The following is a 22967-nucleotide window of genomic DNA, read 5'->3' as shown; positions in this document are numbered from 1 at the left end:
TGTCATGGCGCAACGCAAATGTGTCGGCAGTGGACTGAGAACATGAATAGGGAACGCACCAATCAAAACGCGGGCTGTGGCCCGCGTCATCATGCGCAATCTCGCATCCCGTTCAACATTCCACGATGTTCACTGCCAGCCCGCCACGGGACGTTTCCTTGTACTTGGTCTTCATGTCCGCGCCGGTCTCGCGCATGGTCTTGATGACCGAATCAAGCGACACATAGTGGCTGCCGTCGCCGCGCAACGCCATGCGCGCCGCGTTGACCGCCTTCACCGATGCCATCGCATTGCGTTCGATGCACGGAATCTGCACCATTCCGCCGACTGGATCGCAGGTCAGCCCAAGGTTGTGCTCCATGCCGATCTCGGCGGCGTTCTCCACCTGCTTCGGCGTGCCACCCATCACGGCCGCGAGCGCGCCCGCCGCCATCGAGCAGGCCACGCCGACTTCGCCCTGGCAGCCCACTTCCGCGCCGGAAATCGACGCGTTCAGCTTGTACAGAATGCCGATCGCCGCCGCCGTCATCAGAAAGTCGGTCACGCCCTGCTGGTTCGAGCCGGGCATGAAGCGCGTGTAGTAATGCAGCACGGCCGGAATGATGCCGGCCGCGCCGTTGGTCGGCGCGGTGACGACGCGGCCGCCCGCGGCATTCTCTTCGTTGACCGCGATCGCATAAAGATTGATCCAGTCGATCATCGACAACGGATCGCGCAGCGCGAGTTCGGGGTTGCCCGAGAGCCCGCGATACAACTGCGGCGCACGGCGCTTCACCTGGAAGGGACCAGGCAAATGACCGTCGGCATCGGGGTTGTTGATGCCGCAGCCGCGCGCCACGCAGGATTGCATCACATCCCAGATCTTCAGCAAGCCGGCGCGGATCTCTTCTTCCGTGCGCCAGACCCGCTCGTTGTCCCACATCAACTGCGCGATGCTCTTGCCGGTGGACGCGCACAGCGCGAGCAGCTCGTTGCCGGTGCGAAACGCGTGCGGCAGTTGATCGACGGCGGCGAGCACCTTCGTGTTGGGTGCGCCGGCCGTCACGACGAAGCCGCCGCCGACCGACAGATAAGTCGACTCGCGCAACGTTTCGCCCTGCGCATCGAAAGCGCGCAGCTTCAGGCCGTTCGGATGCTCGGCGAGCGCCTGGCGGTAAAACGAAATCTGATCCTTCTGTACGAACGGCACCTCGTGCTTGCCGAGCAGCGGGAGCTTGCGCGACACGCGCACCGCTTCCAGGCGTTGCGCGATGGTGTCAGGGTCGACCGTGTCCGGCGCATCGCCCATCAGGCCGAGCATCACGCCGCGATCCGTGCCGTGTCCCTTGCCGGTCGCGCCGAGCGATCCGTACAGGTCCGCTTTCACCGCTGCGGTTGCTTGCAGCAGTCCGTCGCGTTCAAGCCCTTGAGCGAACATCAGCGCGGCGCGCATCGGCCCGACCGTATGCGAACTGGACGGACCGATGCCGATTTTGAAGAGGTCGAACACGCTGACTGCCATTGACTGCTCCTGCTGATAAGTAGATGTTAGCGCGCGGGCAGCGGTAAGCACACCGCGAGCCACGCGGGCGGCGTCGGTGCGAGCTGCCGCGCGATCGGCGTAAAGCGTCCGTCCAGACGCGCCGCGAGGTGAAACAGTTCCGTCGCGTTCTGCGGGTCCCATTGGCCCGAGTAGCCGGGCAAGCCGGCCTCGCGACGCTTTGCATCGAACTGCACGTTCGAATGCACGAATTCCTCATGCGCCTGAGCGCCGGAGGCGAACGGCACCAGCCAGTCGAGCGCGGCGAGCAGCGTGGCGCCGTTCGCGCCCTTCTCCTGCAGCCAGTTGCGGTTGTGGCGGCGCGCGGCCAGCGCGGCCATGACGAGCGGCTGCAGATCGTAGGTCACGTAGTGCAGCGCGTCGCGCTCGCGAAAGTCGATGGTCGAGCCGTCCGGCGCGATGTTGTCACCGATATGCTCGACGAACAGACGCTGCGCCGCGTCGATCATTTTGCGGTTATCGAGCGTGAACGCGGCCATCGCGATCAGCTTGGTGCGGTGACTCTGCCAATTGTTGCGGAAGGTGCCTTTCAGCGGTCGCGGCTGCGCGTCGATCTGCGCGATGTACCCGTTGGCGAGCTTTGTCAGGAACGCCATCGCCGCGTTGCGCGTTTTCACGGGCAACGCGCTCGCCGTCATGTCGTATGCGAGGATCAGTCCTTCGAAACGCGTTTCGTCGATCGGATTGAAGCTCGGCTGATAAGTCGTGACCCACCCGTACAGCAGGCGGTCCGCGAGCTTCAGATAGCGGTCGTCGCTGGTCGCGCGCCATGCGAGCGCGGCGTCGCGCAGCAGATCGAGATCTTTCTCGGCTTCGACGCTCTGATCGTAGATGCCCTCGTGCGGCAAGGTGCCCTCGGTATGCAACTTCGCGAGCGCATGCGGCTGCTCGTTCAGATGCGCCTGCACATTGCCGACGAGCGCTTTCACGCCGGGGTCGGCGTTGGTGCGCTCGCTGGTTTGCAACGCGGGCGCCGCGCAAAAATTCATCGCGGCCTGCGCTTGCCGCAGCGGCAGCAGCGCCGTCGCGCCAGCCAGCAAGCCGGCGCAAATTTGTCGCCATGTGCGGGCTGGCGTTGCCGCGGCTCGGCTTTGCATCGATCGCACCTTTCGCGCCATGCGAAACTCCTCGTTAGGCTGATTCGGTGTGTGATGTTAGCCGTTTGCGGCCACGAGCGACAGAAGCCCGGGTCGAACCGCGCAGCGTGCTGCCGCGTGTTGCGGGCAGCACGCTGCGCGCGCGCTCACGCTGACTGGCGCTTACTCGTAGTCGGCGATCGGCACGCAGTAGCAGAACAGATTGCGGTCGCCATACACGTTGTCCGCACGGCCGACCGGCGGCCAATACTTCTTCGCGATCAACGTGGGCAGCGGATACGCGGCGGTTTCGCGCGCATAAGCATGCTTCCAGTCGTTGGCGATCACGACCGCCGCGGTGTGCGGCGCATGCTTTAGCGGATTGTCCTCGCGGTCCGAGCGGCCTTCCTCGACCGCGCGGATTTCGTCCCGGATTGCAATCATTGCTTCGATGAAGCGATCGAGTTCTTCCTTCGATTCCGATTCGGTCGGCTCGACCATCAACGTGCCGGGCACCGGGAAGCTCATCGTCGGCGCGTGGAAGCCGTAGTCGGCAAGGCGCTTGGCGACGTCGTCGACGGTGATGCCGCTGGTTTCCTTCAGCGGGCGCAGATCGAGAATGCACTCGTGCGCAACCAGTCCGCCCGGGCCCGAATACAGCACCGGATAGTGCGGCGCGAGTTTGTTGGCGACGTAGTTCGCGTTGAGGATCGCGGTTTCCGTTGCGGCGGTCAGGTTCTTCGCGCCCATCATCGCGATGTACATCCACGAGATCGGCAGGATCGACGCGGAACCGTATGGTGCGCCCGACACCGCGCCGATACCGTTGGCCGCGCGCGCATAGCCCGACGATATCTGGTTCGGCAGGAACTGCGCGAGGTGCGCGCCGACCGCGACCGGACCGACGCCCGGTCCGCCGCCGCCGTGCGGAATACAGAAGGTCTTGTGCAGATTCAGGTGCGAGACGTCGCCGCCGAACTGGCCCGGCGCGCACAGGCCGACCATCGCGTTCATGTTCGCCCCGTCCACATACACCTGACCGCCGTGCGCGTGCACGGTCTCGCATATTTCGCGGACATTCGCCTCGAACACGCCGTGCGTGGACGGATACGTGATCATGATCGCCGCCAGCTTATCGGCGTGCTGGGCGGCCTTCTTCTTCAGGTCTTCGATATCGACGTTGCCCTGCGCGTCGCACGCGACCACCACGACCTGCATGCCGGCCATCTGCGCGGACGCCGGGTTGGTGCCGTGCGCCGAAGCGGGAATCAGGCAGACGTTGCGATGCGCTTCGCCGCGCGACGCATGATACGCGTGGATGATCAACAGGCCCGCGTACTCGCCCTGGGAGCCGGCATTCGGTTGCAGCGACACGGCAGCGTAGCCGGTTGCGGCGACCAGCATCTCTTCGAGCTGATCGATCATCTCGCGATAGCCGACGGTTTGATCGGCCGGCGCAAACGGATGGATCTGGCCGAATTCGGGCCATGTGACCGGCAGCATTTCCGACGTCGCGTTCAGCTTCATCGTGCACGAGCCGAGCGGAATCATCGAACGGTCGAGCGCGAGATCCTTGTCCGACAGGCTGCGCAAATAGCGCAGCATTTCCGTTTCCGAATGATGACGGTTGAACACGTGGTGCGTGAGGTACGCGCTGGTGCGCTCCAGCGCGGCCGGCACGGACGCCGTGTTCGACGCCGCGAGCGTGGCGTCGAGCGCGTCGACTTGCGGCGCGTCGCTGACGAAAGCCGCTTGCGCGAAGACGGCGAGCAGATCGGCCAGATCGTGGCGCGTGGTGGTTTCGTCGATCGACAGGCCGACTTGCGTCGCGCTCACGCGGCGCAGATTGATGCGCTTCGCCGTTGCCGCGTCGAGCAGCGCTTGCGTGCGCGCGCCGGTATCAAAGGTCAGCGTGTCGAAGAAGGTTTCGTTGACGAGCGTATAGCCGAGTTGCTTCGCGCCTTCGGCGAGCAGCGCGGCGATCCGGTTCACGCGCAGCGCTATGGTCTTGAGACCGTGCGGGCCATGATAGACCGCGTACATGCTGGCCATGATCGCGAGCAGCGCTTGCGCGGTGCACACGTTCGAGGTGGCTTTCTCGCGGCGGATATGTTGTTCGCGTGTTTGCAGCGCCAGACGCAGCGCGGAATTGCCTTGCGCGTCGACGGTCACGCCGACGAGACGGCCCGGCATCTGACGCTTGAATTCGTCGCGCACGGCAAGGTAAGCGGCGTGTGGGCCGCCAAAGCCGACCGGCACACCAAAGCGCTGCGTATTGCCGACGGCCACGTCCGCGCCCCATTCGCCCGGCGGCGTGAGCAGGGTGAGCGCGAGCAGATCGGCGGCGACCACCACGTGGCCGCCCGCTGCGTGAATCGCCTCGGTCAGCTTGCGGTAGTCGCGCACGTCGCCGTTCACGCCCGGGTATTGCAGCAGCACGCCGAATGCATTGGCATGCGCGGCTTCGGCGGCGGGGCCCACTTTCACTTCGATGCCGACCGGCGTGGCGCGCGTCTTCACCACTTCGATAGTTTGCGGCAGCACGTCGTCGGCGACGAAGAACACATTCGACTTCGGCTTGCCCACCCGTTGCAGCAGCGTCATCGCTTCCGCGGCGGCGGTGGCCTCGTCGAGCAGCGACGCGTTCGAGATGGCCAGACCCGTCAGGTCGACGATCATCTGCTGGAAGTTCAGCAACGCTTCCAGACGCCCTTGCGAGATTTCAGGCTGATACGGCGTGTACGCGGTGTACCACGCCGGGTTTTCGAGCACGTTGCGCAGGATCACCGTCGGCGTGTGCGTGTTGTAGTAGCCCTGGCCGATGTACGAGCGGAACACCTGGTTCTTGTCCGCCAGCTCGCGCAGCGCGGCGAGCGCTTCGGCTTCGCTCTTCGGTTGCGCGAAGGGGCCGAGCGGCAGCGTTTCCGTGCGGCGGATCGTCTTCGGAATCACGGCGTCGATCAGCGCCGCGCGCGACGCGAAGCCGAGGGCGTCGAGCATCGCTTGCTGGTCGGCCGAATCCGGGCCGATGTGCCGTTCGGCGAAGGCGTCATGCACTTCGAGCGCGGCGAGCGAGAGAGGAGTGCGGTTCATCAGACGATCCGGGTGGTCGAGCTTCATGGGTGTTCCTGGCGGTGCGGCGCACGATGCCTCGCGAAGCCGCACCTGACGTTTAACGAAATGTGAATCAGGCGCCGATCGATTTGGTGTACGCGTCGGCGTCGATCAGGCGGTCCAGCGCTGCATCGGCGGCGGGCTTGATCTTGAAGAGCCAGCTTTCATACGGTGCGCTGTTGACCGAATCGGGCGAGTCGGCCACGGCGCTGTTCGCTTCGACGATCTCGCCCGAGACGGGCGCATAGATATCGGAAGCGGCCTTCACCGATTCGATCACGGCGACGGTGTCGCCCGCGGTCACGCTCTTGCCCAGTTGCTGGACTTCGAAGAAGACGATGTCGCCGAGCGCTTCCTGCGCGTGGTCGGTGATGCCGACCGTCAGCGTGCCGTCCGCTTCGGTGCGGACCCACTCGTGCGATTCGGTGTATTTCAGATCGGCCGGGATGCTCATGGGATGCTCCTATGCGGTGTGTTCGTTGTTGACTTGAAGGGGACGCGCGCGCGGCTGCTCAAACCGCCAGCACCGTGCCATTGCGCACGAACGGCAGTTTTACCACGCTTGCGGGCACGGCTTTGTCGCGAATCTGAACGTGAACGGTGTCGCCCGGCTGCACGCCTTTAGGCACGCGCGCAAACGCGATGGATTCCTGCATCGTCGGGGAAAAAGTGCCGCTGGTGATTTCGCCTTCGCCGTGCGGCGTGAGGACTTTCTGATGCGCGCGCAGCACACCCGCCGCCTTGCCGTTTTCCTTGAGCAGGATCAGGCCGACGAACGCGGCCTTCGAGCCGTCGGCTTCGAGCCGGCTCTTGCCGACGAACTCGCGCGGCGACGTTAGGTCGACCGTCCATGCGAGACCGGCGTCGAGCGGCGAGACATTGTCGTCCATGTCCTGGCCGTACAGGTTCATGCCGGCTTCGAGGCGCAGCGTGTCGCGCGCGCCGAGGCCGGCCGGGCGCACCCCTTGCGCGTACAGCGCGCCCCAGAGTGCCTGAACGTGGTCCGCCGGCACGATGATTTCGAAGCCGTCTTCGCCGGTGTAGCCGGTACGCGCGACAGTCAGTTCGCCGAACGGCGTCTCTTCGATGCGTGCGGCGGTGAACGGCTTGAGCGCTTCGGTGGCGCCGCGCACGGCGGGCACCGTTTGCCAGACTTTTGCGCGGGCGTTCGGCCCTTGCACGGCGACGATCGCGAAGTCGCGGCGCGGCGCGATGGTGAGGCCAAAGCCGCCTTCGGCGTTCAGTTGGCCGAACCACGCAATATCTTTGTCGGCGGTGCCGGCGTTGACGACCACGCGGAAGTGATCTTCGCCGAAGTAATAGACGATCAGATCGTCGATCACGCCGCCGTTCGGATTCAGCAGACAGGAATAGAGCGCGCGGCCGGGTGTTTGCAGCTTGCCGACGTTGTTGGCCAGCGCGTATTCGAAGAAGGCGCGCACGCGGTCGCCGGTGAAGTCGACCACGCACATGTGCGAGACGTCGAACATGCCGGCGTCGGTGCGCACGGCGCGGTGTTCCTCGATCTGCGAGCCGTAATTGACAGGCATGTCCCAGCCGCCGAAATCGACCATGCGGGCGTTCAGCGCACGGTGAGCGGCGTGGAGCGGGGTGTGTTTGAGTTCGGTCATGGGGCCTCGGGCATCTCGCGGAACAAAAAAGGTCATGCGGTGCCGCGCCTCGCGGGCGGATGCCTGCGAGCGTGGTTCTGCATGACCCCTCTGTCCTCGATACCTGAGAGATTGCGCTGCCGCGGACGTTGATCTGTCACGGTAAAACGCGCGCCCCTTCGGTGGGCAGCTTGCCTGAGCCTGCGTGGTGTCGACACGACGCAGGCGGCTACTGCCGCTCTCCAGAGTGCGAAAAACCGGTGCCTGGACGTGCCTTGGCGTGGGTCTTTCGACGCGGTCGGTCCTTTTGCCTGAGAGTTTGCGGGTGTGCCCCTTCGGCGGCGCGGCCTGCGATGTTCGGCGGCCAGCGCGCTCTCCCGACGCGTGCGGCGAATGTACGCGACGGCTGGGGGCTTGTCAAATAAACGCCGACGACCTGCATGGTGGTTGGCACCGCGCGGCGCCGGCATCAAAAAGGCGCGGGACGTGCGGTCCGCGATCGTGTCCGTTCAGTGCCGGAACCGCCGACCGCTATGCGCCAATAACATGGGCGGCGTTGTCCAGTTCCTGATTCAGCACGCGCTGCTCGTCGGCGGTAAGGCCGCCGCCGTGTTGCGCGGCCATGTCGTGCGCTTCCTGATGGATCACCTCGAGCCGATGATGCAGCGCCGCGCCTTGCGGCGGCGGGTAGTCGCCCTGATTCACGCGCTTGTCGATGCGGCGGCCCAGGTTATCGATGCGGCCGTCGACCTGATGCAGACGCTGGTCGGCGATCTGTTGTGGGCCTGGGCGCGCCACGGGCGCCGGCTGCGGGGTCATCACGCAGGCGACGAGAGAAATCAGCAGGGCGCTTGCGGCAATTGCGCGAAGGGTACGGGGCATGGACTCTCCGGAGGTGATTTTCTTGGGTGATGTTACCGGGATAGCAACGGATGACCGCGGCGGCGCGCTGACCGGGAGGCGTGCAAAGTTGTAACGCTATATTCCTCTCGAGGAGGTCAGGCCCATACCCGCGCGGCGCGCCCGGCGGTGCGTTTTTAGGTACACAAGCGTCTATGACGGGCCGCGCAGCCACTCAGCGAATCCGCTGGAACGGCAGCCGCACGCCTTCGTCCGAACTGCGCGCGGCAAGCTCGATGATGGTCATCACGTCGACCGCATCCTGTGGCTTTACGGGGAATGCGACGCCGTTCTGAATCGCGTCGGCCAGTGCGATATAGAACCCGGCGTAGTCGCCGTTGCGCGTGGGCACTTCGCGCTCGACTTCCCGCTCGCCTTCCAGCACGCGCAACAGGCCGGCCGGATTGCCGGCGCCGAAGCCTTCGTCGCCGGGGCGCAGACCGGCCCGCAACTGGTCCTCCTGGGTGTCGAGGCCATGCTTCACATAGCTGCCGCGCGTGCCGTGGATCGCGAAGCGCGGCGCGACCAGCGCCGTCAACGCGCTCGCGTGCAACACCACCTCGAACTCGCCGTAGCCGAGCTGAATGTGGACGTAGTCGGGCGCGCTGGCCGCGTCGCGATGCGTGCGCACCGTTGCCGATACGGTTTGCGGCGCGCCGAACAGCGTCAACGCCTGATCGATCAGATGGGGCCCGAGGTCGAACAGCAAGCCGCCGCCGCGGGAGACTTCTTCGCGCCAACGCTGGCGTACTTGCGGGCGAAAGCGGTCGAAATGCGATTCAAAATGCGCGACCCGCCCCAGCTCGGCGCGGGCGAGCAGGTCGCGCACGGTCAGGAAATCGCCGTCCCAGCGGCGGTTGTGAAACGGCACGAACAGCTTGCCGCGCGCGAGCGCAATGTTGACGAGCGTGTGCGCGTCGGCGGCGCTTAGCGTGACCGGCTTGTCGACCACCACGTGCTTGCCGGCTTCGAGCGTGCGGCGCGCAAGGTCGAAGTGCGTGTCGTTGGGCGTTGCAATCACGACGCACTCGATGTCGTCAAGCGACAGAAGCGCGTCGAAGTCGGCCACGATCTTCGCGTGCGGATAGTCGGCCAGCGCGTGCTCGGGCTGACTCGTGGCGATGGCGCCGACGCTGGCGCGTCCGCAATGGGCGATCACCGGCGCATGAAAGGTCGCGCCGGCAAAACCGTAGCCCATCAGTCCAATATTTAGCGATGCGGACATGCGTGTCTTCCTGCAAAAAACGGCGCGCCGCTTTGCCACCGCGGCGAGGCGCGCAACACCGCAATTGTGGCATGTCGCGCAGGCGCACCATCAGCGTCTTCGCGGCGATGCGTTGAGGATCTCAGTCGATGTCCATCGGGTCGGGCATCGGGTTGTCCATCGGGTCGTCCATGTTAACATCGCTCGTCTCGCGCGAAGCGCAGGGAACCGCGACGCCTTTGCACCACCGGGGGCGCCCGGTCCAGCCGACGCCCACCGCGCAGCAAACTCCCGAGCCTTCGGCCAGCCATGAATCGCCGATGCGCTTTCAACCGTCGCTTGCAGCGCCGCGGTCAACCGCCGTTTCAACCGCCGTTTTCAACCGAATTGCCCACCCCAAAAACGATGTTCGCAGGCCTGAACCCCGCTCAAAATGAAGCGGTCCGTTATCTCGACGGTCCGTGTCTCGTGCTCGCCGGCGCAGGCAGTGGCAAGACGCGCGTGATTACGCAGAAAATCGCGCACTTGATCGAAGCCAAAGGTTTCGAGCCGCGCCACATCGCCGCCGTCACGTTCACGAACAAGGCCGCAGCGGAAATGCGCGAGCGCGTGGGCAAGCTGCTCGAGGGCAAGACGCTCACCACGCCTGGCAAGGAAGGCCGCAAAGTGCCGGTCAATCAGTTGACGGTCTGCACGTTCCACTCGCTCGGCGTGCAGATTCTGCGGCAGGAGGCGCAACACGTCGGTCTGAAGCCGCAGTTCTCGATCATGGATTCGGACGACTGCTTCGGCATGATCCAGGAGCAGGTTGGCTCGACGGACAAGGGCTTCATCCGCAGGATTCAGTCGATCATCTCGCTGTGGAAGAACGGCCTGATCATGCCCGAGGAGGCGATCGCGATCGCCGCGAACGAGGACGAGCAGCAGGCCGCCATCGTCTACCGCAATTACGTGGCGACGCTGCACGCGTACCAGGCGGTCGACTTCGACGATCTGATCCGTCTACCTGCTGAGCTGTTCGCGAAGAACGAGCCGGTGCGCGAGCGCTGGCAGAACAAATTGCGCTATCTGTTGATCGACGAGTACCAGGACACCAACGCATGCCAGTACGAACTGGTGAAGCTGCTGGCGGGAAAGCGCGCGGCGTTTACCGCAGTCGGCGACGATGACCAGGCAATCTACGGGTGGCGCGGCGCGACACTGGAAAACCTGGGGCAGCTCAGCAAGGATTTTCCGAAGCTGCACCTGATCAAGCTGGAACAGAACTACCGCTCCACGGTGCGGATTCTGACCGCCGCGAACAACGTGATCGCCAACAACCCGAAGCTGTTCGAAAAGAAGCTGTGGTCCGAACACGGGATGGGCGACACGATCACCGTCACGCCTTGCAACGACGAGGAACACGAGGCCGAGTCGGTCGTGTTCCGCCTGTCGGCGCATAAATTCGAGCGGCGCACGAATTTCCGCGACTACGCGATCCTGTACCGTGGCAACTTCCAGGCGCGCATCTTCGAGCAGGTGCTGCGTCGCGAGCGGATTCCCTACGTGCTGTCCGGCGGCCAGTCGTTCTTCGACAAGGCCGAGATCAAGGACATCTGCGCGTACCTGCGCCTCGTCGCCAACGCCAACGACGATCCCGCGTTCATCCGCGCGATCACTACACCGCGCCGCGGCGTCGGCAATACGACGCTCGAAGCGCTCGGCTCGTTCGCGGGTCAGGCGAAGGTGTCGCTGTTCGAGGCGGTGTACATGGGCGGCATCGAAGCCCGTCTGTCGCCGCGCCAGATCGAACCGATGCGCGTGTTCTGCGACTTCATGCAGCGCCTCACCGACCGCGCGGAGAAGGACGCGGCCGGCACGCTGCTCGACGAACTGATGGACGCGATCCATTACGAAGCGTATCTGTACGACGCTTTTGACGAACGCCAGGCGCAGGCCAAATGGCAGAACGTGCTGGAGTTCATCGAGTGGCTCAAGCGCAAAGGCACCAAGGCCGAGCCCGAGGGCGCCGCCAACAGCGAAGCGACCGGCTACGACACCGCCGACGGTTTCGGCGACACCGGCAAGAACCTGCTCGGCCTGATCCAGACAGTCGCGCTGATGTCGATGCTCGAAGGCCGCGAGGAAGACCCGGATGCGGTGCGGCTTTCCACCGTGCATGCGTCGAAGGGGCTCGAGTATCCGCACGTGTTTCTGGTCGGCGTGGAGGAGGGCATCATGCCGCATCGCGGCGGCGCCGACGACGAACCCATCGACGATGCGCGCATCGAGGAAGAACGCCGTCTCATGTACGTGGCGATCACGCGTGCGCAGCGCAGTTTGCATCTGAACTGGTGCAAGAAGCGCAAGCGCGCGCGAGAGACGGTGGTGTGCGAGCCGTCGCGCTTCATCCCCGAAATGCTGCTCGACGATGCGCCGCCGCCGACGCCCGAAGAAGCGCCCATGTCGCCGAAAGACCGGCTCGCGAGTTTAAAGGCGTTGTTGCAGAAGCCTTGAGGGGTCTCGCAAGACCCTGCGCGCCGGATGTGCTTGGGTGTTTTTTCGCGGGCTTGCGCTAGAGTGGCGTGGCTCGTCGGTCCATGCCGGCGGGCCTGAATCGGAGAACGCCTGAATGACCCTGCCGCCGCTCGCACCGTATCGCCGCGCGCTCGAAACCTACATCGACGCGAAGGACAACAACCGCCCCGAACGCATCCACGAAGCGTTCAGGGCGGACGCGGTGCTCACCTTTTCACTTGCGACATCCGCGATTACATTTCCCGCCCGCGTCGTGGGCGCTGACGCGATCGCGAAAACGCTCGTCACGGATTTCGGCGCGCAATACACCCGATGCCGCACCTACTACGTATGCGATTCGCTCGACCTGCGTGACGGGTTGATCGACGCTCTGCCCTGGCTGGTGGTGATGCGTGAGACGGCGAGCGGCGCATTGCGCGTCGGCCATGGCGTGTACCGATGGACCTTCGACAACACGGCCGCGCTCAGCGCGTTCGACATTCATATCGCCCGCATGGACGTGGTGCCCGATGCGGACGGCGCATTGCTCGGCGCGCTGCAGCAGGGCCTCGACTATCCGTGGCTCGCGCCCGCCACGTTGAACGCCCGTTTCAGTGCGCTCGCTCGAAGCGCACCGGCATTGGCCTTTGCCGAACCGTTCAGCCGTCCGGCGCCGCCGCCGGGTAGGTCGATCGAGCCCGACGCATAAAAGCCCAGCCATGAAAAATCCCTGCACGCGCGGCTGCCGTGCAGGGATTGTCGTATCGTGACACACGCCGCGGGCGGGTGGGTCGATTGCTTTACTTCACCGCGCTGACCATGTAGTCGACGGCTGCCTTGACGTCGGCATCCGATGCAGTCGATCCACCCTTCGGCGGCATTGCGCCCTTGCCGTGCAGCGCGTAGTTATAGATCGTGTCCATCGGGTCTTTCAGGCGCGGCGCCCACGCTTCCTTGTCGCCGAATTTGGGCGCGTTCAGCACGCCGGCCGCATGGCAGGCCTGGCAGACCTGCTGATACAGCGCTTTGCCGGCTTGCGATGCGTCCGCGCTTTGCGCCCCGCTCGCCGCAGGAGCAGCGGCTTTCGGGACGCTCGCCATGGCCGCCATTGCCGCGGCGGCCTGAGCGGCTGCTGTATCCGAGGCGCCTGCCGACGGCGCAGCCGCTGCTGCACCGGAAGCCGCTGCTGCACCCGAAGCGCCTGCTGCGCCTGCTCCTGCTGCAGGCTGCGCCGGTTCCGGGAAGCTTGCGCCGGAGTTGTTGGCCATATACACGACTGCGCGAGCGATTTCGAAGTCGCTGTAGTCGTCCGGGCTCGTTCCGCCGCGCGGCGGCATGGCGCCCTTGCCGGTGAGCGCCGTGTGCCAGAGCGTGTCGAAGCCCTGCGCGATGCGCGGCGCCCAGTCGGCGGTATTGGTGAATTTCGGCGCGCCTGCCGCGCCCGACGCGTGACACGCGGAGCATACGGCCTTGTAGACTTCTTCGCCGGTCTTGTAGACGCGCGGTGCGTTGGCGTCGCGAATTTCGACCTGGGCTAGCGGCTTGATGCGGGCGGTGACTTCGGCTTCGGACAGCGAGTCGGTGCCGGCGCCGGTGCGGGTGGAATTGTCCACGTAGAGGGCCAGCAGAACGATGATGACGATCGGCACAGCAAACCCGGCGATGACTGCCGCGATGAGCTGTCCTAGGGTTTTGATCGGGGCTCCGTGTGGTGCTTCGCTCATGCTTGTCTCGTCTCCGTGGATATTTGAGCGGTACAGCGTGACGGCAACTTCTTGTTCTATCAGGCACGGACGATTATAGACGCAAGGTTTCGACGGCGGCGAGGCCCTCGGCGCGGTGTTCAGCAGGCGTTTACCCGGAGCGCGCGGGACGGCCGGAGGGCTGCGGACCTTGCCATATCGGCCGTCCGGTGGACGGTTGCGCTGAAACGGGTTATTCTCTCGGTCTCGCTTTGGCGTCGCATCCGCTCAGGTTGCCGCGCTGTCGTGGCGAAGCGCCCGTAGCTCAATGGATAGAGTACTGCCCTCCGAAGGCAGGGGTTGCTGGTTCGATCCCAGCCGGGCGCGCCAATAGCCGCATGGTTTTAGCGGTTTCTGCTTCTTCTTCCTCCCCCTCCTCCGTTGCTTTTCGCGTGCACGCGACTCGAAGATGGACGTTGCGATGGCCGCATGCGCCAAAACGCATACCCCGCCGCCTGCGGGCTCGTCTTCAACATATTCGTTTGGATGCGCCCAGCTACTTCCGCGTGCATCCCTTATTGGGTGTGCTCGCGAGCGTTTCAGTTGGCATACAGAACGATGTCCTTGGATTCATGCCGTTGCTGCTTGGTGCAGTCATGCTGGACAGCATCTTGGCCAATCACGTACTTGTGGCTCTTCAACCAAGTTGCGGAACACTAAAACGGCCACGCTTGCGGCGCGCTCTGGTGTCCTGAATCGGAGCGTACCGCTGCTTCCCGCCCTTCGAGCACGAAGCTACGCTTGAACGCGCCGGTCGACCCCGGGCTTGCCTGCCCGCCGTTTCAGCCAACGTCCGACTGACCGCGTCATCGGTCGTTCCAGCAAACGGTGGCACGCGAAGGCCACGATAACCGAGCCAACCACCACTGCCATACATACCAGATCGCCAGGCAGTCTATGTTGCCCGTCGGCCATCTGGATCACCTTCAGTGTGAGTGGTATCGAGAGCACATGCGTCAGATAGAGCGAGTAAGAAGCATCACCCAACTTGCTGAGAAACCGACTCCACCCAATCCGAGCTTCGAGCCCGATAGCAACAAACACAATCGTAAATGCGGGCAGTCCGAATACGATGAACCGATTGTCATCAGTCAGCGTAGGTGCATACATCTTTCTGAGCGCGAGGACGCCCAAAAGCGCAACCAGCGCAGCTAACAGCGAAATTCGCTTCCCTCTCGAGCAGTAGGCGCCCAGACAGCAGCCAGCGACGAACTCCAGCACTATCGGGTTCGTGTAGACGAGGAACGGCACACTTGACCCGTGAGCCAGCCGCAGCAACGAAGTCAGACCAAGGAATGCCGCGACGACAATCAAGGGACGACTGGTCATGCACATCGCAGCGGCAAACACCACGTAGAACCAGGCTTCGTAAATGAGCGTCCAACCGACATTGATAACAGGCGCAATGATTCCGGCCCAATTGATCGACGGCAAAAACAGGAATGACGTGATCACGTGCCAAAGGTCCAGCCGTGCATGACCAAAGGCTGAAGGTGCGATGGCAATAAGCGCCACAAAGAACGCAGTTAGCGCCCAATATAACGGCACTATGCGTGCGATTCGCGCCAACATGAATTTTCGGGCTGACGCGAACCCTCGCGGCTCTCCATAGCTTACGAGGGCAATCACGAACCCGGATATGACGAAGAAAACGTCGACGCCGATTTCACCGTACCGGGACGCATGCTGGAAGAGGTGGGGCACCCACCCGTATTTGCCAACATCCCCTTCCGTGTGAAATGCCACGACACCGAGCGCCGCGAGCGCGCGAAGCACTTGCAGCGAGTCGTATCGCTTTGTGGTTGCCATTTCCTTCAGCGTGAGGTGTTCGAGAGAGCAATTTTACCCGACCCGATGGCGGGTTGATTGGGCAACTGGGTTCGCCTGCCGGCGACTGCTGCGTCGGGCGATGAGTTGATGTGGTGAACGCGATACCACACGCCCAGAACCGCTTTCTAGAATTGCTAGCGCGCCCCTATTGCATTTGCCGCATGCCCCTTCCGCGAATCATTGCTTGGACCCGCGCGGGAACATGGTTTCCGGCCGCCTGCGGAACTTCATCAGTCCAACCGTAAAGAAACACGACGAAATTGCCGCTCAGTCACGTCAACGCGCGACGCGCGACGCGCACTGACAGCTCGTCGCGCACCCGCTCGATCACGCCGTTCCAGTCGTGTGGCACAGTCTGTCGAAACAGGCGCGCGCTCGAGTACCACGGGGTGTCGGTCCTATCGTGCATCCAGCGCCAATCCGGCATGTGCGGCAACAGGGTCCATACCGGGAGCGCAAGCGCCCCGGCCAGATGGGCGATCGATGTATCGACCGAAATCACGAGGTCGAGTTGTTCCAGCAGTGCTGCAGTATCGGCAAAGTCCTGCAATTCGGCACCGAACGAGATCACGCCGGTATGCCGTTCCAACACCGCCCGATCCGCGTCGCGGATCTCAGGCTGCGGGATGACCCAGTCGATGCCCGGCAAGTCAAAGCAGGTTTCGAAGGCCGCAAGCGGAATAGAGCGCAGCGCGTCGCTCCTGAACTGCGGATTGCCAGCACAGGCGAGCCCCACCCGTAAGCGCCCAGGCGCACTGTGGGCCGCCAGCCGGTCGCGCCACAGCGCTCGCCGCGCGACCGGGGAGCGAAGATAACCAGCTGGTTCGGGAACGGTGTCGGCCGTCGTTCGGAAGATGCGCGGCAGGCTGAGCAGCAGGCATTGATGGTCGCCCTCGGGTCGCGCTTCGCCGCGTGCCACGATCTCGACACCCCAGTCCCGGCCCACTTCCTCGAATAGCGGCCGCAGCGGCGCCTGAACCTCAAGAACTACCCGCTGCGCGAGAGCCGCCACTTGCGGCGCATAACGCGCAAACTGGATCGTGTCGCCGAGACCCTGCTCGGCAATCAGCAGAATCGTCTTGCCACTGAGCGCCTCTTCGCCGGACCAGCAGGACGGCAGACTTTCGAGCATCCGCTGTCCTGCGCGCTTGCCATACGCACGCCAGCCTGCCGCATAGTCGCCCCGACGCAGTAGCAAACCCGCCTCGTCGAGCCACGCATCATCCCACTCAGGACGCACGCGGCGGGCCGCCTGCAGGCACGTCAGCGCAGCGTCGTCGGCACGCATCATCGCCAGAGTGTTGCCCATATGACGCAGACATGTCGCCCTGTCCGGCTCAAGGTCGAGCGCACGTTCGAACCAGGGCAGCGCGTCCGCGGGTTGCCCGCCTTTGGCCAATGCCACTCCAATCGACTCGTGGATAGCAGATGCGGGTAAGGCGTGGCGCGGCAGACACGCATAGCTGAGCGGCGTCGAAGGACTGGGAACCCGCGCCAGTGCGTCACCGTTCTGCTGCGTGCGTTCAGACAGATCGAGCGAACGGGACAGGCCTTGCAAGGCGGCCATAGGCCGTCCGAGCTCCATCAGCATCATGCCGATGCCATAGTGCGCCCATGCCAGCGACGATTCGAGCATGGCCGCGCGCTGATAGGCGGTGAGCGCGTCGGCTGGTCTGAGCAGCGCAGCCAATGCGTCGCCACGCGCGGCGTGGGCGCATGCGTCGTCGGGATCGCTCGCGACTGCACGGTCCGCCTGCGCCAGCGCTTCGCTCGGCGCGTCCAGCGCGAGAAGCGTGCGTGAAAACGCGACGTTCAATCGCGACCCCGGCGAATTGTCCAGGTCCACGGCATCTGCGGATGCGACGGCACCCGCAACGGCTTCGAACTGCTCGCGCGCCGCGGCATGTTCGCCGGCGGCCGACAGCGAGAGCGCAAGTCGCGCCCGCCAGCCCGGCAATGCGGGTGCAGCGAGGAGTGCGGCCTTGAGAACCGCGGCGGCGTCCGCGTGGCGGCATTGGCCGTCCAATACCGCGGCGAACCGTATCAGTGCCGGCGCGCTCGCACTTGCCTCGGCGCAAGCATCGTCATCCGGGCCGGTGAGAACGCTGCCGCAGGCCTTGCAAAGCGAGTTCATCGTTACAGTGGTCAAACGCAATTGAGGTATTTATAAAGCGACTCAGTCATTCTGAATGAAATCATCAGCCAGCAAAGGCTGAAATAGAGGCGCAAAAGCGAGCCAATCCGGAATCAAATCTATTTCGATTCCTTTCTAGAAGATGCCACTGCCGGGAAGCGGCGGCATCGAGTGAGCGGGGCAACGACCAAGGCGCGAAAGGAACCGCTCCTGTCGTAAGTTGCGACCTGACTCGGGTTTTGCGGCGCGATTGCGTCCGATCACAGCGGTAGTGCTGACCACGGTGCCACGCGAACGCGGCACGCGCTCGCGCCACCCGCCCACGGCGGTTTGACGCCAGGCTTGCGTCGCAGGGTGGTGGCGGAGCACCGCATCAGCCAAACCGACGCGCCAATGGGCTCACCCCCCCCCGCAGGAATTTTGGAGCACCGACTAAAGATTTCCACAGGCCTTCCGATAACCCAACTAACGACGGCAGATTGACATCGCGATGCAGGGCCGGGCGTTACGGCTGACTTGCCGGATTGTGCCAACCATCGAGGAAGGAGTGATTGAATGACCACGATTATTAATACCAATATTGCGTCGATTATTGCGCAAAACAATTTGCAGAACAATCAGGCTGCCGTGACAAGCGCGATCACGCAACTGTCGTCGGGCCTGGCAATCAATAGCGCAGCCGACAACCCTGCTGGCCTCGCCATCTCGACCACGCTGCAAGCGCAGATCAATGGCCAGACGGTTGCACAGCAGAATGCGAGCAACGGCATTTCGCTGGCGCAAACCGGCCAAAGCGCATTGTCGCAAATCACCAACAACCTGCAGACGATCCGTCAGCTCGCCGTGCAGGCATCGAACGCATCGAACTCGGCTGCGAACCGCGCGGCACTGAACCAGGAAGTTCAGCAGTCGCTCGCGCAGATCAATACGATCGCGACGACCACCAGCTTCAACGGCCAGAACCTGCTGGACGGCTCGTTCGGTACGCAGAACTTTCAGATCGGCGCGAACGCCGGCCAGACGATCGGCGTCAACCTGACCCAAGGCACGCAGACATCGCAAATCGGCCAGACGTCGAGCACGACGTTCTCGCTGCAAGGCACGAACGGCGGGCTGTCGACGGAATCGCTCAACATCTCGGTCGGCGGGGCTGCGGCTGTGACGGTGGGCAATGCGGTCGCCGGCACGGGAGCGGGCCAGACGTCCAGCAGCGCGTTCGCCGCAGCAGCTGCGATCAATGGCGCTAACATCACCGGCCTGACCGCAACAGCGAACAACTCGCAGAACCTGACCTACACCGCCATCAACGCAACGCAGGCGGGTACTTACAATCTGTCGATCAACGGCACGAACATCTATGGTGCGGGCGGCCTGGCAGTCAACGCTGGCCAGACCATCAGCGCGTCGAGCGTGGTCGCCGCGATCAACAGCCAGGCAAGCAATACGGGCGTTACCGCCTCGCTCGGATCTGACGGCCAGACGTTGACGCTGAACGCCGCAGACGGCGCCAACATCCTCGTGACGCAGAGCGCGACGATTGCCGGTATGACCGGCGGCCTCGCCGGCAGCGGCGCCAGCGCGGGTCTGACGAACGTCGCTGGCGTAAGCTCGTCGACTTCGGGTCAACTGTACGGCAATGTCACCCTCGCGTCGGCCAGCTCGGTCCAGTTGTCGGGTGCTGCGGCAATCGACATCGCGAGCCAGTCCGTCAACTCGACCAACTCGGCCGATTCGCTGCAAGCGACGCAGACGATTACTTCCACGACGGCGGTCAACGGCGGCACGAACGGCGGAACGATCAACTTCTACGTGGGCAACACCGCAGCCCCGATTTCGATTCCGGAAGGCACTACCACTACCGCTACGCAGATCGCGCAAGACATCAACAACAACGCCCAACTGCAACTGGCCGGTGTCAGCGCAAGCCTGAACGCGCAAGGTAAGCTGGTCGTCACGAACAATTCGGGATCGAACCTTGCGATCGCCGACGCCAACGCCGGTACCGGCACTGGCTTCAATTCCGGCATCGACAACGCCGAAGTGGTTTCGAGCACGGCGGCCTTCAACGCCGGTACTAACGGTGGCACGTTGAGCCTCGCAGTGGGCTCGACCACTTACCAGGTGTCGGTGGCCGCGGCGGGTACCCCGGCCACTACGGCGGCCAGCATCAACGCCAACGCCACGCTGAAGGCTGCAGGCATCAGCGCCGCGGTCAACGCCGGCAAGCTGGTCATCCTGAACACGTCGGGCCAAACGCTGACGGCAACCGACGCGAACGTCGGCACCGGTACCGGCTTCGTGTCGGGCCTGCAAGCGGCACAGACTCCGACAACCCAAGGTGCGTGGGAAAGCGCTGCAAACTCGACGAACTACACGGCTACTTCGAAGGGTTCGCTGGCAAACGTCGACGTGCTGACCGTCGCCGACGCACAGAAGACCATCCAGTCCGTTGACGCTGCGCTGAGCCAGATCAGCACGCTGCAAGGCCAACTGGGCGCGGTGCAAAACCGCTTCTCGTCGATCATCTCGAACTTGAGCTCGTCGGTGCAAAACGCCCAGTCGACGCAATCGTCGATTCAGGACACCAACTACGCTAGCGAGACCTCGTCGCTGTCGCGTGCTCAGGTGCTGTCGCAAGCCGCCCAGGCGATGGTCGCCCAGGCGAACCAGCTGCCGCAACAGGTCCTGAAGCTGCTCCAGTAAGGCAATAACGCAGTAACGTAGTAAGCAGAAGTTGACGGCCGGCGCGAAAGCGCCGGCCGGGTTTGGTGGGGGCCTATAGTCAGTGCGACGGTGCCGCCTCCAAAACCGACGCATTGACCGGCGGATGCTGGCAGCCCCGCACCCGGCAACGCCCAGGTTCAATGCAAGGCGACCGTGCCGCGCCACCCCAGAACGCAAAGGTCAGCATGACTACTTCAATCTCACCGACTAGCAGCACGACGACGTCCACCACCACCGGCACCACGACCAGTACCGGCTCCGGCAGCTCGTCGGCGCCCTCTGGCGCGTCAGTCATCGCGTCGGCGGCGCTTGGCCTCGGCACGACATTGCCCATCAATCAGATCCTGACGGGGCTGATGCAGATCGAGAGCATCCCGCTCACGCAGCTCCAGAATCAGGTAGGCGGCGTCCAGACGGAGATTTCCGCTTTTGGACAGCTCACATCGGCACTCTCGACGTTTCAGCAATCGCTGATGCAGCTCTCGCTGCCGACCCAGTTCCAGCAGTTCAGCGCGACCTCCAGCAATACGTCGACGCTCACCGCGAGCGCAGTGGTCGGTGCACAGCCCGGCACATACACCGTCAACACGACGCAACTGGCGCAGGCGCAGTCGCTCGCCACCGCCGGCCAGGCGAGCCTGAACACACACCTATCGAGCGGCGGCGGAAGCTCGACGGTGACCTTTTCGTTCGGTACGACGAACGGTTCGACCTTCACGCCGAACCTGGCACAAAGCGGCGGCAGCATCACGCTGAACAGCGGCAATGACACGCTCTCGGGTCTTCGCGACGCGATCAATACTGCCAACCTGGGCGTCACGGCTTCGATCGTCAACAACGGCAGCGGCACGCCGTACCAGCTCGTGCTGACGTCCAACCAGACGGGCGCGAACGAGAGCATGCAGATTTCGGTTCAGGGCGACGCCGGCATCAGTTCGCTGTTGACCTACCCGCCGGGTGCCGGCGATACGTTGACCCAGACCGTGCCGGCGCAGAACGCCCAACTAACCGTCAACGGCCTGACGCTCACGAGCGCGAGCAATACGGTCGCGACGGCCTTGCCGGGTACAACGCTGAACCTTCTGCAGACCGGTACCTCGACCGTCACGGTGGCAAACAACGCGAGCGCGGTCCAGACCAACATCGACAATTTCGTCTCAGCCTACAACACGCTGCAGAGTTCGCTCAAGTCGCTGACCGCCTACAATCCCGGCGGCACCAATGGCGCGCTGATCGGCGACTCCACGACGACGGAGATCCAGAACCAGTTGCAACGGGTAGTCGCAAGCGCGTTGTCCGGAACCGGCAGCGGCTATTCGTCGCTATCTGCCGTCGGTATCGGGCTCAGCAACGACGGCACGCTGTCAGTTGACGATTCCGCGCTGTCCAATGCATTGCAAAGCAATCCGAACCAGTTCGCCGCGCTGTTCGGTACCGCCGGCTCGGCAACGAACAGCAACGTCACTTATCTGATTGGAGGCGCGAATACGCAGCCCGGATCGTATGCGGTCGACATCACGCAGGCCGCGACCCAGGGCACGTTCGTCGGCTCGTCCACGCCGACGCTCGACAGCGCAACAGGAAGTATCGCGCTCAGCGGCCCGACCACCATCGCGGCGGGCACAACGCTTTCGTTGACGATAGGTGGAACGACCACCGCCGTGAACCTGACCGCAGGCACGTACAGCACACCCGCCGATGTTGCCGCCATGCTTCAAAGCGCAATCACCGCGAGCGGAGCGAGCGCGACCGTGAGCCAAAGCAACGGCGTACTGAGCTTGACGCCGGCTGGCGGAGGCGGTCAAAGCATTTCGGTTTCCGACGGGACCAGCACCGGTGCAACGAAGCTTTTCGGCGCAAGCAGCGTCACGAACAACTCGACGACGATCCCGTCAGGCGGTCTGCCGCTGACCCTCACCGTCGACGGCTCGCAGGCCAGCGTCACGCTTGGGGCAGGCATTTACACGCCCGCGCAGCTTGCAACCGCGCTGCAGACCGCTATCAACACCAGCAGCACGCTGCAGCAATCCGGCGTATCGGTCAACGTGACGCAGAACAACGGCGTGCTGAGCATCGCGTCGACGAGCTTCGGCTCGAAGTCGTCTGTCTCTCTCATCGGTACGGGGGTGACGCAGCTTTTCGGGAGTTCGGCTGCGATCACCGCCGGCGTGGATGTGCAAGGCACGATTGGCGGCTATGCGGCGACCGGCAATGGTCAAGTGCTGACAGTGGGCAACAGCGGCCCGGCAGCGGGCCTGACGATTCAGGTGACGGGGTCCAGCACCGGTCCGCTGGGCGCTATCAATTACTCGCAAGGCTATGCGGCGCAACTGAACGCAATCGTCACCTCCGCGACGGATCCGACCAGCGGTTCGATCGTAGGCGCGACCAACGCGTTGAACACGCAGATCACCTCACTGCAGACTCAGCAAACCAAATTGCAGACGTACATTTCGCAGGTGCAGCAGCAGTATCAAACGCAGTTTTCGGCACTGGATGCGATGGTTGCCCAGCTGAATTCGACGGCGAGCTTCCTGCAACAGATCTTCAACCCCACTACCACGTCCTCGTAACGAGTCCGTGACAGGAACTGGCGC

Annotated in this window: 14 protein-coding genes, 1 tRNA gene and 2 riboswitches; of the genes, 5 read left to right on the top strand and 10 right to left on the bottom strand. The window is 63.9% G+C overall.

Annotation, left to right across the window (positions count from 1 at the left end):
* Nucleotides 1-112 precede the first annotated feature (112 nt).
* The 7 genes from ABQJ48_RS06250 to ABQJ48_RS06220 all read right to left on the bottom strand — a co-directional run bounded on the left by ABQJ48_RS06250 (nucleotide 113) and on the right by ABQJ48_RS06220 (nucleotide 9465).
* Nucleotides 113-1501: an L-serine ammonia-lyase gene (locus tag ABQJ48_RS06250; protein WP_367836735.1), complete on the bottom strand. Its 1389-nt coding sequence runs from the start codon at nucleotides 1499-1501 to the stop codon at nucleotides 113-115.
* A 26-nt stretch (nucleotides 1502-1527) separates the two neighbouring features.
* Nucleotides 1528-2658 (bottom strand): alginate lyase family protein, encoded by a 1131-nt coding sequence (locus tag ABQJ48_RS06245; protein WP_367836734.1) that lies wholly within the window; start codon nucleotides 2656-2658, stop codon nucleotides 1528-1530.
* Nucleotides 2659-2799: 141 nt separating this feature from the next.
* Nucleotides 2800-5736, bottom strand: coding sequence for an aminomethyl-transferring glycine dehydrogenase (gene gcvP / locus ABQJ48_RS06240; protein WP_367836733.1), 2937 nt, complete (start codon nucleotides 5734-5736; stop codon nucleotides 2800-2802).
* Nucleotides 5737-5803: 67 nt separating this feature from the next.
* Nucleotides 5804-6184, bottom strand: a complete 381-nt coding sequence (gene gcvH, locus ABQJ48_RS06235; protein ID WP_367836732.1) for a glycine cleavage system protein GcvH — start codon at nucleotides 6182-6184, stop codon at nucleotides 5804-5806.
* A gap of 58 nt (nucleotides 6185-6242) precedes the next feature.
* Nucleotides 6243-7361 carry a glycine cleavage system aminomethyltransferase GcvT gene (gene gcvT, locus ABQJ48_RS06230; RefSeq protein WP_367836731.1) on the bottom strand — a complete coding sequence of 373 codons (1119 nt, stop codon included), beginning with the start codon at nucleotides 7359-7361 and terminating at the stop codon, nucleotides 6243-6245.
* A gap of 80 nt (nucleotides 7362-7441) precedes the next feature.
* Nucleotides 7442-7596, bottom strand: a riboswitch (glycine riboswitch).
* Between the two features lie 32 nt (nucleotides 7597-7628).
* Nucleotides 7629-7730, bottom strand: a riboswitch (glycine riboswitch).
* A 141-nt stretch (nucleotides 7731-7871) separates the two neighbouring features.
* Nucleotides 7872-8222, bottom strand: coding sequence for a hypothetical protein (locus ABQJ48_RS06225; RefSeq protein WP_367836730.1), 351 nt, complete (start codon nucleotides 8220-8222; stop codon nucleotides 7872-7874).
* A gap of 193 nt (nucleotides 8223-8415) precedes the next feature.
* A complete protein-coding gene (locus tag ABQJ48_RS06220; protein WP_367836728.1) occupies nucleotides 8416-9465 on the bottom strand; it encodes an oxidoreductase in 1050 nt (349 codons plus the stop codon).
* A 384-nt stretch (nucleotides 9466-9849) separates the two neighbouring features.
* Here ABQJ48_RS06220 and ABQJ48_RS06215 point away from each other — a divergent pair, with 384 nt between their 5' ends.
* Together ABQJ48_RS06215 and ABQJ48_RS06210 are read left to right on the top strand one after the other, a co-directional pair.
* On the top strand, nucleotides 9850-11940 hold the full coding sequence (locus tag ABQJ48_RS06215) for a UvrD-helicase domain-containing protein (protein WP_367836727.1): 2091 nt from the start codon (nucleotides 9850-9852) through the stop codon (nucleotides 11938-11940).
* 115 nt (nucleotides 11941-12055) lie between these two features.
* Complete coding sequence (locus ABQJ48_RS06210; RefSeq protein ID WP_367836726.1) at nucleotides 12056-12649, top strand: hypothetical protein; 594 nt, start codon at nucleotides 12056-12058, stop codon at nucleotides 12647-12649.
* Nucleotides 12650-12740: 91 nt separating this feature from the next.
* On the opposite strand, the gene ABQJ48_RS06205 is transcribed toward ABQJ48_RS06210, so the two are convergent.
* Nucleotides 12741-13664, bottom strand: a complete 924-nt coding sequence (locus tag ABQJ48_RS06205; protein ID WP_367836725.1) for a c-type cytochrome — start codon at nucleotides 13662-13664, stop codon at nucleotides 12741-12743.
* 272 nt (nucleotides 13665-13936) lie between these two features.
* On the opposite strand from ABQJ48_RS06205, the gene ABQJ48_RS06200 reads away from it, so the two are divergent.
* Nucleotides 13937-14012, top strand: a tRNA-Arg gene (locus ABQJ48_RS06200).
* A 405-nt stretch (nucleotides 14013-14417) separates the two neighbouring features.
* On the opposite strand, the gene ABQJ48_RS06195 is transcribed toward ABQJ48_RS06200, so the two are convergent.
* Nucleotides 14418-15491: an acyltransferase family protein gene (locus ABQJ48_RS06195; protein WP_367836724.1), complete on the bottom strand. Its 1074-nt coding sequence runs from the start codon at nucleotides 15489-15491 to the stop codon at nucleotides 14418-14420.
* Nucleotides 15492-15783: 292 nt separating this feature from the next.
* Nucleotides 15784-17646, bottom strand: coding sequence for a tetratricopeptide repeat protein (locus ABQJ48_RS06190; protein ID WP_367836723.1), 1863 nt, complete (start codon nucleotides 17644-17646; stop codon nucleotides 15784-15786).
* Nucleotides 17647-18201: 555 nt separating this feature from the next.
* On the opposite strand from ABQJ48_RS06190, the gene ABQJ48_RS06185 reads away from it, so the two are divergent.
* Together ABQJ48_RS06185 and fliD are read left to right on the top strand one after the other, a co-directional pair.
* Entirely contained in the window at nucleotides 18202-20349 is a 2148-nt protein-coding gene (locus ABQJ48_RS06185; RefSeq protein WP_367836722.1) for a flagellin N-terminal helical domain-containing protein, read from the top strand.
* A gap of 206 nt (nucleotides 20350-20555) precedes the next feature.
* Entirely contained in the window at nucleotides 20556-22943 is a 2388-nt protein-coding gene (gene fliD, locus ABQJ48_RS06180; protein WP_367836721.1) for a flagellar filament capping protein FliD, read from the top strand.
* Nucleotides 22944-22967: the final 24 nt, after the last annotated feature.

It is taken from the genome of Paraburkholderia suaedae (assembly GCF_040812055.1).
In the GTDB taxonomy this organism is placed as follows: Bacteria; Pseudomonadota; Gammaproteobacteria; order Burkholderiales; family Burkholderiaceae; genus Paraburkholderia.
The sequence above is the reverse complement of the archived record's forward strand: the minus strand, read 5'-3'. Positions and strand labels throughout refer to the sequence as shown.

Coding starts and splice junctions, on each gene's coding strand:
- gcvP (WP_367836733.1), bottom strand. CDS start 5,736: ATGAAGCTCGACCACCCGGATCGTCTGATGAACCGCACTCCTCTCTCG.
- ABQJ48_RS06250 (WP_367836735.1), bottom strand. CDS start 1,501: ATGGCAGTCAGCGTGTTCGACCTCTTCAAAATCGGCATCGGTCCGTCC.
- ABQJ48_RS06195 (WP_367836724.1), bottom strand. CDS start 15,491: ATGGCAACCACAAAGCGATACGACTCGCTGCAAGTGCTTCGCGCGCTC.
- ABQJ48_RS06205 (WP_367836725.1), bottom strand. CDS start 13,664: ATGAGCGAAGCACCACACGGAGCCCCGATCAAAACCCTAGGACAGCTC.
- ABQJ48_RS06220 (WP_367836728.1), bottom strand. CDS start 9,465: ATGTCCGCATCGCTAAATATTGGACTGATGGGCTACGGTTTTGCCGGC.
- gcvT (WP_367836731.1), bottom strand. CDS start 7,361: ATGACCGAACTCAAACACACCCCGCTCCACGCCGCTCACCGTGCGCTG.
- gcvH (WP_367836732.1), bottom strand. CDS start 6,184: ATGAGCATCCCGGCCGATCTGAAATACACCGAATCGCACGAGTGGGTC.
- ABQJ48_RS06190 (WP_367836723.1), bottom strand. CDS start 17,646: ATGAACTCGCTTTGCAAGGCCTGCGGCAGCGTTCTCACCGGCCCGGAT.
- ABQJ48_RS06185 (WP_367836722.1), top strand. CDS start 18,202: ATGACCACGATTATTAATACCAATATTGCGTCGATTATTGCGCAAAAC.
- fliD (WP_367836721.1), top strand. CDS start 20,556: ATGACTACTTCAATCTCACCGACTAGCAGCACGACGACGTCCACCACC.
- ABQJ48_RS06215 (WP_367836727.1), top strand. CDS start 9,850: ATGTTCGCAGGCCTGAACCCCGCTCAAAATGAAGCGGTCCGTTATCTC.
- ABQJ48_RS06225 (WP_367836730.1), bottom strand. CDS start 8,222: ATGCCCCGTACCCTTCGCGCAATTGCCGCAAGCGCCCTGCTGATTTCT.
- ABQJ48_RS06245 (WP_367836734.1), bottom strand. CDS start 2,658: ATGGCGCGAAAGGTGCGATCGATGCAAAGCCGAGCCGCGGCAACGCCA.
- ABQJ48_RS06210 (WP_367836726.1), top strand. CDS start 12,056: ATGACCCTGCCGCCGCTCGCACCGTATCGCCGCGCGCTCGAAACCTAC.